Source organism: Sorangium sp. So ce204 (assembly GCF_051526795.1).
Classification (GTDB): Bacteria; Myxococcota_A; Polyangia; order Polyangiales; family Polyangiaceae; genus Sorangium; species Sorangium cellulosum_B.
Genome location: NZ_CP150317.1, coordinates 6,335,153 through 6,347,528 on the forward strand (window position 1 = coordinate 6,335,153; position 12,376 = coordinate 6,347,528).

Below are 12,376 nucleotides of genomic sequence, written 5' to 3' on the forward strand. Positions count from 1 at the left end.
GCGCGGGCGGCACCAGCTTTGTTTCCTCGGGGCTCCGCCCCGAACCCCAGCGTCCGCTTCGCGGCCGCGCGGCCCGCCTGGCCCGGGGCCAGGCGGGCGCGCGCCGATCACTTCCGGAGCAGATCGGCGAACGGGTTGTTGCGGAAGCCGCCCGACGAGCTCCCCTGCCCCTTCCCTTGCTGCCCCTGGGCCGGCCGGCGGCCGTCGCCGCGATCGTTGCGGCCGCGCGCGTCGCCGCCTGCAGAGGGGCCGCCCGCCTGGGGGCGCGCGCCGGCGGGAGCGCCGCCCTTCTTCGCGGTGAGCGCGATGCGCTTGCGCACGAGGTCGACCTCGAGCACACGCACCTTGATCTTCTCGCCCACCTTCGCGACCTCGTTCGGGTCCTTCACGAACCTGTCCGCCAGCTGCGAGACGTGCACGAGGCCGTCCTGGTGGACGCCGATGTCGACGAAGGCGCCGAACGCCGTGACGTTGGTCACCACGCCCTCGAGCTCCATGCCCGGCTTGAGATCCTCCATGGTCCGCACGTCGTCGCGGAACTTCGGCGGCTCGAACGTGGCGCGCGGGTCGCGGCCCGGCTTCTTCAGCTCGCTCAGGATGTCGTTCAGCGTGAACGAGCCGACGTCGCCGGCCTCGTATTTCTTCGGATCGATCCGCGCGATCGCCGCCGTGTCGCCGATGAGCGACCCGACCGGCACGCCGAGGTCCGCCGCGATGCGCTCGACGAGGCCGTAGCGCTCCGGGTGCACGGCGCTCGCGTCGAGCGGGTGCTCCCCGCCCCGGACCCGCACGAAGCCCGCCGCCTGCTCGAACGTCCGCGGGCCGACGCCGGGCACGTCGAGCAGGGCCTTGCGGCTCTTGAACGCGCCGTTCAGGTCGCGGTGGGCGACGATCTTCTTCGCGAGGCTCGGGCCGATGCCGGCGACGCGGGCGAGCAGCGGGGCGCTCGCCGTGTTGAGCTCGACGCCGACCAGGTTGACGCAGCTCTCGATCACCTCGTCGAGCTTCCGCGCGAGCAGGCCCTGGTAGACGTCGTGCTGGTACTGGCCGACGCCGATGCTCTTCGGGTCGACCTTCACGAGCTCCGCGAGCGGGTCCTGCAGCCTGCGGGCGATGCTGATGGCGCCGCGCACCGTGAGGTCGAGGTCCGGGAACTCCTCGCGCGCGACCTCGCTCGCCGAGTACACGCTCGCGCCCGCCTCGCTCACCGGGACGCAGAACAGCTTCTCCGACGGTCGCAGATCGGCGTTCGCCGTCTGCTCGTTCAGCCCCTCCGACGCGAGCACGTCCTTCACGAACGCCTCGGTCTCGCGGCCGTGCGTGCCGTTGCCCACGGCGACGGCGCGGAGGGGGTACTTGCGGCAGATGCGGCGCAGGTCCTGGCGCGCGCGCTCGAGGGAGTCGCTGCTCCCGACCAGGTAGATCGTCGTGTGCTCGAGGAGCTTGCCCGTCTCGTCGACGACGGCGCACTTGCAGCCGGTGCGCTGGCCGGGGTCGATGCCGAGCACCGCCTTCGTGCCGAAGGGCGCCGCGAGGAGGAGCTCGCGGAGGTTCTGGGCGAAGACGTCGACCGCGGCGCGATCGGCCTGCATCTTGAGGTCGACGCGCACGTCGCTCTGGACCGCCGGGAGCAGGAGCCGCTTCACGGCGTCGTCCGCGGCCTTCGTGAGCTCGCCGGCCCACGGCGATCTCGGCTTCAGCCCCACCGCCGCATGGATCGGGGGGACGAGCGGCTCGGGCGCGAGCTCTATCGAGGCGCGGAGGACGCCCTCGGCCTCGCCGCGGCGGATCGCGAGGTAGCGGTGCGACGGGATGTTCGCGACGGGCTCCTCGAAGCTCCCGTACATGTCGAACTTCGTCTGCTTGGCCGCGTGCTCCTCGTTCTTCTGGACCTTGATGACGCCTTCCTTCGCGTAGGCCTCGCGGACGAGCTTGCGCACGTCGGCGTGCTCGGCGATGCGCTCGGCGCAGATGTCGCGCGCGCCGGCGAGGGCGGCCGCCGCGTCGGGGACCTCCTTCTCGGCGCTGACGAACGCGCGGGCCTCCTCCTCGGGGCTGCCGTCGCCCGGCTGCGACCACATGCGATCCGCGAGCGGCTCGAGGCCCCGCTCCTTCGCGATGATGGCGCGCGTGCGGCGCTTCGGCTTGAAGGGGAGGTAGAGGTCCTCGAGCTCGGCCTTGGTGCCGCAGGCGCGGATCTTCGAGGCGAGCGCGTCGGTGAGCTTGCCCTGCTTCTGGATCTCCGTGAGCACCGTGGCGCGGCGCTCCTCGAGCTCGATGAGGTAGGCGCGGCGCTCCTCGATGGCGCGGATCTGCACCTCGTCGAGCCCGCCGGTCGCTTCCTTGCGGTAACGGGCGATGAACGGGACCGTCGCCCCCTCGGCGAGCAGCTTGGCCACCGCCGAGACCCCCTGGCGCGGGAGGCTCAGCTCCGCGGCCAGGAGCGGGACCGGATCGAACGAGCTGTCCGCGCGGCTCGGGACAGCGACAGGGCTCTGCGTCTCAGTCATGGGCGCGGCATACGCGCAGGGTGCACGCGCGTCCAGGCTTGACTTGCTGTCTGCCTCAGCCCGCCGCCGCGATGACCTCGCCGTCGCGCAGCACGGCCCGCGCGCGCGGCGCGCCCCAGGGCTGCACGATCGCGTTCTCGTGCGGCAGGTCCCACACGGCGAGATCCGCGCGCAGCCCAGGACGGACGGCGCCGCACACGCCGCCCAGACCGAGCGCGGCCGCCGCCTCGCGCGTCGCGCCCAGGATCGCCTCGGCGACCGTGAGCCCGTAGAGCCGCACCGCGAGCGCGAGCGCGAGCGGCAGGCTCTCGGTCGGCGCCGTTCCGGGGTTCGCGTCGCTGCCAACGATCAGCGGGACGCCTGCGGCCCGGAGCGCGGCGACGGGCGGCGGCTCCTGCCGCAGCGTGAAGCTCGCCACGGGCAGCAGCGCGGCGGCGACGCCCGCCCGGGCGAGCGCCGCGATGCCCGCCGGCGCGACGTGCTCGAGGTGGTCGGCCGACGCGGCGCCGAGCGCGGCCGCGAGCTCGGCGCCGCCCACGTCCGCGAACTGCCCGACGTGCACGCGCACGCCGAGCCCCAGCGCGCGCGCCCGCTCGAGCACCGGCCGCGCCTCGTCGACAGAGAACGCGCTCCGGTCGATGTACGCGTCGACGTAGCGCGCGAGGCCGGCCGCGGCGATGGCGGGCAGCCAGGAGCGCTCCACCGTGGCGGCATAGGCCGCGCGATCGCCGCCGGCCTCGGGTGGCAGCGCGTGCAGCGCGAGGTACGTCGGCACGACGCGGGGCAGGCGCGCGTCCCTCCCCGCCTCGGCGACCGCCTCGAGCTGCTTGCGCTCCGTCGCCTCGTCGAGGCCGTAGCCGCTCTTGGCCTCGACGGCGGTCACGCCGAGCGCGGCCATCCGGCGGAGGCGGGCGCGGAGCGTGTCCGCGAGGTCGCCGGCGGTCGCGGCGCGCGCCGCGCGCATGCTCGCGACGATGCCGCCGCCGGCCGCGGCGATCGCCTCGTAGTCGCCGCCGGCCATGCGGATCGCGTACTCGGCGTCCCGCGAGCCGATCCAGGGCGCGTGCGTGTGGCAGTCGACGAGCCCGGGCGTGACGACCCCCGCGGCCTCGATCGCGATGGGCGCGCCGGCCCCGGGCCGCAGGACCTCGCGCCGCGGGCCGACCGCGTCGATCGCGCCGCCTCGCACAACGATCGCGGCGTCCTCGATGACGCCGAGGGGATCGCCGGCCGAGGCGCGGGACGCGTCGCAGGTGACCAGCCGGCGCGCGGTGATGGCGAACGGGCGCTCGGGGTGCTGCGCGGCCTCCGCTCGCGCGGCGCCCGGCGGCGCCGTCACGTCGCCGCCCTCGCGGCGCGCGCCCGCTCGATGTCCTCGAGCACCGCCCGGGACGCGGGCCCGCCGGCGATCTCGGCGAACGCCGCGGGCGACGAGGCCGGCCGCGGCGGGCACCGCCGGCGCAGGCCCAGGCACCGCGCGGCCGCCTCGGCGCAACGCTCGCGGAAGCGGGGCTCGCGCTCGGCCTTGCGCACGAGCGCCTCGTGCACGCGATCCTGCAGGTCCTCGCGGTGGCAGACGAGCAGCGCGTCGCAGCCCGCCCAGACCGCCGCGGCGGCGGCCTCCTCGACGGCGTGGTGCGCCGCGATCGCGGCCATCTCGAGATCGTCCGAGAAGAGCACCCCCTCGAAGCCGATCTCGCCGCGCAGGAGGTCGGTGCAGATGGCGCGCGACAGCGTCGCCGGGACGCCGGGATCCAGCGCCTCGACGACGATGTGCGCCGTCATGAGCGACGCGACCCCGGCGCCGCAGGCGGCGCGGAACGGCGGCAGCTCGATCTCGTCGAGGCGGCCGCGCGCGTGCGAGAGGGTCGGGAGCGCGAGGTGGCTGTCGAGCGCCGTGTCGCCGTGCCCCGGGAAGTGCTTGCCGCAGGCGAGCACGCCCTCCTCCTGGAGCCCCTCCAGGAACGCGACGGCGCCCAGCGCGACCGCGCCAGGGTCGCGGCCGAACGCGCGATCGCCGATGATCGGGTTCGCCGGGTTCGAGTCGACGTCGAGCACCGGGGCGAAGTTCAGGTTGATGCCGACGGCCCGGAGCTCGGACGCGACGGCGCGCGCCGCGCGGCGCAGCAACGGGAGGTCCGCGAGCTCGCCGAGCGAGCGCATCGACGGCAGCGTCAGGAACGGCGCGGGCAAGCGGGTGACGCGGCCCCCCTCCTGATCGATGCCGATGAAGGGAGGCCGATCGGGGCCGCCCGCCGCGGCGAGCGCCTGGCAGAGCCGCGCCGTGGCGGCCACGTCAGGGACGTTGCGCCGGAACAGGATCGCGCCGCCCCGCCGCCCCTCGGCGAGGGCCTTCAGGTACCGGGCCGGCGGCTCCGCGCCGTCGAAGCCGCCCACGATGAGCTGACCACACAGGACCTCGAGCTCCAGATCGAGCCGCATCGTCCACCACCTCTCGCGCGGCGCAGGCGAGCGGCCGGCCGCGGAATCCGTTCGTAGACGACTCGTAAACGACTTGGGCCGACGAGGCCACTTCCGAGGGATGCCGGCGCGCCGGAGGGGACGCCGCGGCGCCGGAGGGACGCGACGCGCCGCGGCCCCCTCAGAACCGGATCGCGATCTTCCCGAAGTGCGCGCCGCTCGCCATGGACTCGATCGCCTGGCGCAGCTCGGCGAAGGGGACCACGCGGTCGACGACGGGCCGGAGCCCGCTCGCCGCGATCGCGCGGTTCATGCCCTCGAACATCGCCCGCGATCCGACGAAGATGCCCTGCGCGGTGATCTGCTTCATCAGGATGGGGAACAGGCCGACATCCCCCAGCGCGCCGCCCGTGAGCACGCCGATGAGGCTCACGCGGCCGCCGAACCGGACCGCGCGGAGCGAACGGGCGAGCGTACCCGCGCCGCCCACCTCGATCACGTGATCCACCCCCGCGCCGCCGGTGAGCGAGCGCGCGGGCGCGTCCCAGTCGGGGTTCGCGCGGTAGTTGATCGTCTCCGACGCCCCGAGCGACCTCGCGCGCTCGAGCTTCTCGTCGTTGCTCGAGGTGACGATGACGCGGGCGCCCGCGAGCCGGGCGAACTGCAGCGCGAAGATCGAGACGCCGCCCGTGCCCTGCACGAGGACCGTGTCGCCCGCCTTGAGGTGGCTCGCCACGAAGAGCGCGTTCCACGCGGTCACGGCGGCGCACGGCAGCGACGCGGCCTCCTCGTCCGTGAGGTGCTGCGGGACCGCGACGACCCCCTCCGCGTCGAGCAGCACCCGCTCCGCGGCCACGCCCGGCAGCTCCCCGCCGAGCGCGCCCCGCGCCTTGTCCGCGGAGAGCTCCCCGTCGATCCATCGCTGGTGGAAGATCGGGCTCACGCGATCGCCGACCTTCACCCGCGTCACCCCGTCCCCCACGGCGACGACCTCCCCGACCCCGTCGGAGAGCGGGACGAGCGGCAGCGCGAACTTCGGGTTGTAGAGCCCCTTCGCGACGAGCAGGTCGCGGAAGTTGAGCGACGCCGCCCTCATCTGGAGGACGATCTGCCCAGGCCCCGGCTCAGGATCCGGAAGATCGATCGGGCGAAGCGCGTCGAGACCGAACGAACCCTGGAGAGCGAACGCTTTCATGCAGATCCTCCTTGAGCGGGGATCCGCTATCCCACGCGGGGTGGAGGCCGGTCAACGCGCCGCTCGGCGCCCTGGCCCCCGCGCGTCGCGCAGCGCCTGGGAAGCGAGCCACAGGCCGGCCGCCGTCACGAGCGCCGCCCCGAGCAGCTGGTCCGCCGACGGGCTCTCGCCCAGCCAGGCGGCGGCGAGCACGTGCGACAGGACGACCCCGACGTACCCGATCGCGCCGACGCGCGCCGCGCTGTCGAGCGCGTAGGCGCGCGTCATCGCGAGCTGCGCGAGCCCGCCGGCGAGGCCCGTCCCGATCAGGAGGAGGGCGCCGAGGGCGTCGGGCGTCCGCCAGACCGGGATCGAGAGCGCGACCATCGCGGCGCTCGCGACGAGCGAGAAATGCAGCGCGATCGCCTCGGGGCTCGCGCGCTCCCCGCCTGCGCCGATCCTGCGCAGCCAGATCATGGCGAACGCCGAGAAGACGGCGCCGAGCGTGGCGATGAGCGCGATCTCGCCCGCGATCGCGAGCCTCGGCGCGGCGACGAGCCCGACGCCGGCGAAGGCGAGCAAGGTCGCGAGCCAGAGGCGCGGGCTCGTCCGCTCGCCGAGCAGCCGCGGCGCGAGGAGCGCGACGAAGATCGGGCTCGTCGCGCCGAGCGTGACCGCGTCGCCGAGCGCGATCTGCGGCGCGCCGAGCGTGTAGAAGCCGCAGAGCATCGCCCCGGTGCCGCAGAGCGAGCGCGCCCACGCGAGCCGCCGGTCGCCCCGACCCACGGAGAGCGGCGCGCGGCGGACGAGCGCGACGCCGAGCGCGGTGGCCGCGCCCACCAGCGTTCGCGACGCCGCCACCTCGGGCCACGGGGCGTGCTCCGAAGAGAGGCGCGCGAGGACGTTCATCGCGGCGAAGAGCGACTGGGCCAGGAGCATCCACAGGACGCCCGCGGTCGGGTGCGCCGCGCGCCCCTCGCGCTCCGCGGCGAGGATGATCGCGGAGGCCCCGGGCGGGTGCGCGGCGACCGCGCCCTGCGACGATGACGACGTGCTCACGTAGCGCATCGATTACCACCTCGACCTCGCCGCCGTACACGCCGCCGTGCGCCCGGAGGCGCCGGCGCTCCCGGGTGCGCGCGCGACATCGAAGCGCTACGGTCGCAACGATGCGCGCGATCATCGGAGCCACGAGGAGAAGCAGGACAGGAGCGATGGATGGTCAGCGGGAGCGCCGGTCCGGGGCGCTCTGGCTCGGGCTCGTCGCCGCGGGCGCCCACGCGCTCGGGTGCGGCGCGAGCGCCGCGAACGAGCCGGCGGAGGGGCCCTCCGGGGGCAAGGCCAGAGAGGGAGCGGCGGAGGAGAGCGCGCGCCCCTCGGAGGACAAGGCCGCCGGCGTGGAGGCCGGCGGCGAGGCCCAGGGCGCCCAGGCCCCGCCCGCGCCGGGCCAGCGGATGACCCGCGCGGAGGCGGCGCGGTACGTGCTCGGCCTCGTCAACCGCGATCGCGCGGCGCACAAGCTGCCGCCCGTGCGGTGGGACGAGACAGCGGCGCGCGCGGGGCGGCGGCACGCCGAGGACATGGTCCGGATCGGCTTCACCGGCCACTGGGGCAGCGACGGCTCGGTCCCGGAGGAGCGCTACACGGCCGCGGGCGGCGACGGGTTCCCGATGGAGAACGCCGGCTGCTTCGCCGACGCGATCCCCCGCGAGCTCGATCCGGATCCGCGCTTCTCCGCGGAGAGCCTCGAGCGCGTGCACCAGGCCTTCATGAACGAGAGGCCCCCGGCCGACGGGCACCGGCGCAACGTGCTCACAGCGTCGCACACCTCGCTCGGGGTCGGGCTGGCCAAGGCGAAGGGGTTCGACATCGCCTGCCTGGCGCAGGAGTTCGTCGACGACTACGGCACGTACCAGCCGCTGCCCAGGCGGGCGACGATCGGCGAGCGGATCCGGGTGAGCGGCGAGCTCGCCGCGCCGGCGAAGATCGCGGGCGTCGGGATCTCGCGGGTCGAGCCGGGGAAGCCGATCAAGCCGGAGAAGCTGCTCAAGATGGGCGGATACCCGATCCCGCCCCCCTACGCGACGTTCTTCCCGAAGGGCTTCAAGACGCCTATTCCTCTCCAGGTGACCGGCAATCGATTCGACATCCAGGTCCCGCTGGACGACCGCGGGCGGCCCGGGCTCTACGGCGTCAGCGTCTGGGCCACGTTCCCCCCCTCGGACGAGCTGAAGATGGTCTCGCTCCGCACGATCGACGTCGTCGGCAAGGGAGGCGCGCGATGAGCCAGAGCCGCCCCCCCACGGCGTCCGAGGAGCTCGACGCGGTCAAGGTGCTCGATCACCTGGTCCGCCGCGCTGTCTCGATGGGCGCGAGCGACATCCACGTCGAGCCGAAGCGCGACGGCATCCGCGTGCGCTACCGCGTCGACGGCGTGATGGTGGCGCAAGGGCAGATCCCGATCGAGATCGCGCCGTCGCTCACCTCGCGCGTGAAGGTGCTCGCGCGGATGGACATGACCGAGCGGCGCCTGCCGCAGGACGGCCAGTTCGGCCTCGAGCTCCACGGCCACCCGCTCATCCACCTGCGCGCCTCGACGTTCCCCGCGATCCACGGCGAGACGCTCGTGCTGCGCGTGCTGCTGAGCCACCAGCTGATCCCGCTCGACAAGCTCGGGCTCGCCGAGGGGGACCTGCCGCGGCTCGAGCGGCTCGCCGACCGGCCCTCGGGGCTGATCGTCGTGTGCGGGCCGACCGGATCCGGCAAGACCTCGACGCTCTACTCGCTGATCAAGGTCATGAAGACGAGCGAGCTGAGCATCGTCACGCTCGAAGATCCGATCGAGGTCGAGTTCGCCGACATCACGCAGGGGCAGACCAACCCGAGGCAGGGCTTCACGTTCGCGACGGGCCTGCGCGCGATCCTGCGGCAGGACCCGGACGTGATCATGGTGGGCGAGATGCGCGATCCCGAGACGGCGCAGATCGCGCTGCAGGCGAGCCTCACGGGGCACCTCGTGCTGTCGACGCTGCACACCTCCGACGCGGTGGACACGGTCGCGCGCCTCGTGGACCTCGGCGCGGAGTCGTGGATCGTGGCGAACGCCCTGCTCGCCGTGGTCGCGCAGCGGCTCGTCCGCAAGCTCTGCGAGGAGTGCGCGGAGACGTACGAGCTCGAGACCGCCGTGACGGGCGAGGAGGACAAGGTCCTCATCGAGGAGGGCGCCGAGCTGAAGCGCAGCGTCGGGTGCCAGACATGCCACATGACGGGCTACCGGGGGCGCATGGGCCTGTTCGAGATGCTCGAGCTCGACGACGATCTGCGGGATCTCGTGAAGGCGCGGGCGGGGAAGCGCGCGTACCGGGACGCCGCGCGCAAGGTAGGGCTCGTGCCGCTGCGCGAGGCCGGGCTCGCCAAGGTGAAGGAGGGGATCACCTCCCTGGACGAGGTGCTCCGCGTGACGTGACGGAGCGGGGAGCAGGTTCGTGCGCTACGGGCTCATTCGCGTCGTTCGGCTCGCTGCGGCGTACTTTCGTACGCCTCACTCGCCTGCCTAGCGACTGAGCCCGTGTCACACGAACCTGCTCCCCGCTCTGGAGGAGGCCTTGCCCAGCGTCTCGGCCTGACGCGTCGCCGGTCAGGTCGCCTGCGAGGAGCCGTCGTCGACCGCGTTGGCGGCGATGACGCCCTTGTACCAGAGCGCGCTGTCCTTCGGGATGCGCCGCTGCGTCTCGTAATCCACCCAGACGATGCCGAAACGCTGCGAATAGCCGCGATCCCACTCGTAGTTGTCCATCAGCGACCACACGAAGTACCCCGCGAGCGGCGCCCCCGCGTCCATCGCGCGCCGCGCGGCGACGAAGTGATCGCGCAGGAACTCGAGCCGCCGCGTGTCCGGGATGCGGCCGTCCTTGTCCGGCTCGGTCGAGTAGGCCGCGCCGTTCTCCGTCACGTAGAGCTTCGGCACGCCGTACTCCACGTGCAGCCGGAGGAGCAACCGCCGCAGCCCTTCCGGGTAGACCTCCCAGCTCATCTCCGTCTGCTCGGAGAGGGGCGCGACGTGCACCGTCCTCGGCAGGTTCTGCTCCTCGGGCACCTTGCTGCTCCGCAGGACCGCCCGCGAGTAGTAGTTGAGGCCGAGGAAGTCGCACTGGGTGGCGATGATCTCGAGATCGCCCGGCTTGCACACGGTCAGCCCCTCCGGCGGGAGGTAGCCCAGCGCGATGTAGTCCTCGATCATGTCCGCCGGGTAACGCCGGCCGTACAGCGGATCGAGGAACCAGCGGTTGAAATAGCCGTCGTAGTGGCGGCACGCGTCGTAGTCGGCGGCGCTGGGGGACGCGGGCATCGCGTAGTTCATGTTCAGCGTGATGCCCACCTCGGCGCCGGGGCAGTTCTGGCGCACCACGGGCACGGCGAGGCCGTGGGAGAGCAAGAGGTGGTGGCTCACCGCCAGCGCCTTCTTGAAATCGCGCATGCCCGGCGCGTGGATCCCCTTCTCGTAGCTGAGGAACGCCGTGCACCACGGCTCGTTGTGCGTGATCCACTTCTTCACGCGATCGCCGAGCTTCCGCGAGATGACGTCGGCGAACTCCACGAACGCGTCCGCCGTCGAGCGGTGCTGCCAGCCCCCGACCTGATCCTGGAGCACCTGCGGCAGGTCCCAGTGGAAGAGCGTCGCGTACGGCTCGATCCCGGCCGCGAGGAGGCCGTCCACGAGCCGGCTGTAGAAGTCGAGCCCCTTCTGGTTCACCGCGCCCCGGCCGTTCGGGAGGATGCGCGGCCACGCGATCGAGAACCTGTAGGCCATCATGCCCAGGCTCTTCATCAGCGCGATGTCCTCAGGCCACCGGTGGTAGTGGTCGCACGCGACGTCGCCGTTGGTCCCGTCGACGATCTGACCGGGCGTCTTCGCGAAGCGATCCCAGATGGACTCGCTGCGGCCGTCCTCGTTCGTAGCCCCCTCGATCTGATAGGAGGACGTCGCGGCCCCCCAGACGAAATTGTCGGGAAATCTCAGAGACGGCATGTCGCTTTGTGGTTCTCCTAAGAGCGGTCTTCAGCTGAGCCCGGTACGAACGTCACAGAGCGGCGGTCACCCGCACAGGAGACGGGTCCAGCTCGGCGTTTTCGGCGCGGAAGCGCACTCCTGTGCGCTGAGCACCGAAAACGTCGAGATGGGCCCGTATCCGAAGCGGGTGGCCGCGGCTCTAGAGAGGTCCGGCCTCGACGGAGGCGGGCACCGTGCGATCGTAGAGCGCGGAGGGCGCGATGACGGAGCCGGGCGCGTAGAGGTGGCAGCGGACCCAGTGCCCCGACCCGACGTCGACAGGCCCCGGCGTCTGCTCCCGGCACGTGTTCATCACGCTCGGGCAGCGGTCCGCGAAGGGGCAGCCCGGCGGCGGGTTGATGAGCTTCGGCGCCCCGGAGCGGGCGGGGAGATCGCCGCGGATCGAGCCGTTCGGATCCGGAACCGCCGAGAGCAGGAGCTTCGTGTACGGGTGCGCCGGCTGCTGCATCAGCTCCTCGCTCGGCGCCCCCTCCACGATGTGTCCGGCGTACATCACCATCGTGCGATCCGCGACGTAGCGCGCGCTCGCGATGTCGTGCGTGATGTAGAGGTAGGAGATGCCGCGCTCCTCCTTGAGCTTCTCCATCAGGTTCAGGACGCCCATGCGGATCGAGACGTCGAGCATCGAGATCGGCTCGTCCGCGAGGATCACGCTGGGATCCACCGCGAGGGCGCGGGCGATCGCCACGCGCTGCCGCTGGCCGCCCGAGAGCTGGTACGGGTACTTGAGCGCGACCTCCGCGGGCGGGTTCAGATCGACCGTCTTGAGGAGCGCGTGCACCTTCTCCTTGAGGATCGCCGGGGTGGGCGCCTTGTTGTGGAGCAGGAGCGGCCGCTCGAGGTGGTAACCGATGGTGTGCACCGGGTTGAGCGAGCCGAACGGATCCTGGAAGATCATCTGCACCTGCCCGCGGTAAGCGAGCGAGGCGCGGGTCGGCTCCTCCTTCAGCACGTCGCGACCCTTGAACACGATCTGCCCGCTGCTCGGCGGCATCAGCCGCGCGAGGAGCCGTGCGATCGTGCTCTTGCCGCTGCCCGACTCGCCGACCAGCGCGATGACCTCACGCTCTGCCAGCGAGAACGATGCGTCGTGCAGCGCCCGGAGCTGCTGCGATCGCAGCCCGCCGCCGACAGGGAAGTACTTCCCCAGGCGCACCACGTCGAGGACAGGCGAGACAGAAGGTTGCGTCATCGTCATCG

The 12,376-nt window shown here is 72.9% G+C and carries 9 protein-coding genes; 2 read left to right on the top strand and 7 right to left on the bottom strand.

Translation table 11 applies throughout. The annotated features are described in order from the left end of the window. Positions 1-107 precede the first annotated feature (107 nt). The 5 genes from WMF22_RS23540 to WMF22_RS23560 all read right to left on the bottom strand — a co-directional run bounded on the left by WMF22_RS23540 (position 108) and on the right by WMF22_RS23560 (position 7,173). On the bottom strand, positions 108-2,510 hold the full coding sequence (locus WMF22_RS23540) for a Tex family protein (protein ID WP_437301325.1): 2,403 nt from the start codon (positions 2,508-2,510) through the stop codon (positions 108-110). A gap of 55 nt (positions 2,511-2,565) precedes the next feature. Next, positions 2,566-3,849, bottom strand: coding sequence for an imidazolonepropionase (gene hutI, locus WMF22_RS23545; RefSeq protein ID WP_438037102.1), 1,284 nt, complete (start codon positions 3,847-3,849; stop codon positions 2,566-2,568). Then, complete coding sequence (gene nagZ / locus WMF22_RS23550) at positions 3,846-4,952, bottom strand: beta-N-acetylhexosaminidase (RefSeq protein WP_438037103.1); 1,107 nt, start codon at positions 4,950-4,952, stop codon at positions 3,846-3,848. Before nagZ ends, hutI begins: the two co-directional genes overlap by 4 nt. 160 nt (positions 4,953-5,112) lie before the next feature. Further along, the gene (locus tag WMF22_RS23555; RefSeq protein WP_438037104.1) at positions 5,113-6,126 is read right to left on the bottom strand and encodes a zinc-dependent alcohol dehydrogenase family protein; all 1,014 of its coding nucleotides are present in this window, start codon (positions 6,124-6,126) and stop codon (positions 5,113-5,115) included. A 51-nt stretch (positions 6,127-6,177) separates the two neighbouring features. Next, positions 6,178-7,173, bottom strand: coding sequence for a DMT family transporter (locus WMF22_RS23560; RefSeq protein WP_437301329.1), 996 nt, complete (start codon positions 7,171-7,173; stop codon positions 6,178-6,180). A gap of 146 nt (positions 7,174-7,319) precedes the next feature. Between WMF22_RS23560 and WMF22_RS23565 the strand changes: the two genes are divergently transcribed. Next, positions 7,320-8,390: a CAP domain-containing protein gene (locus WMF22_RS23565; RefSeq protein ID WP_438037105.1), complete on the top strand. Its 1,071-nt coding sequence runs from the start codon at positions 7,320-7,322 to the stop codon at positions 8,388-8,390. Next, a complete protein-coding gene (locus tag WMF22_RS23570) occupies positions 8,387-9,571 on the top strand; it encodes a GspE/PulE family protein (RefSeq protein WP_438037106.1) in 1,185 nt (394 codons plus the stop codon). The genes WMF22_RS23565 and WMF22_RS23570 overlap by 4 nt, the downstream gene beginning before the upstream one ends. Positions 9,572-9,742: 171 nt before the next feature. On the opposite strand, the gene WMF22_RS23575 is transcribed toward WMF22_RS23570, so the two are convergent. Together WMF22_RS23575 and WMF22_RS23580 are read right to left on the bottom strand one after the other, a co-directional pair. After that, the gene (locus tag WMF22_RS23575; RefSeq protein WP_437301332.1) at positions 9,743-11,134 is read right to left on the bottom strand and encodes a GH1 family beta-glucosidase; all 1,392 of its coding nucleotides are present in this window, start codon (positions 11,132-11,134) and stop codon (positions 9,743-9,745) included. Positions 11,135-11,315: 181 nt separating this feature from the next. After that, positions 11,316-12,374: an ABC transporter ATP-binding protein gene (locus tag WMF22_RS23580; RefSeq protein ID WP_437301333.1), complete on the bottom strand. Its 1,059-nt coding sequence runs from the start codon at positions 12,372-12,374 to the stop codon at positions 11,316-11,318. Positions 12,375-12,376: the final 2 nt, after the last annotated feature.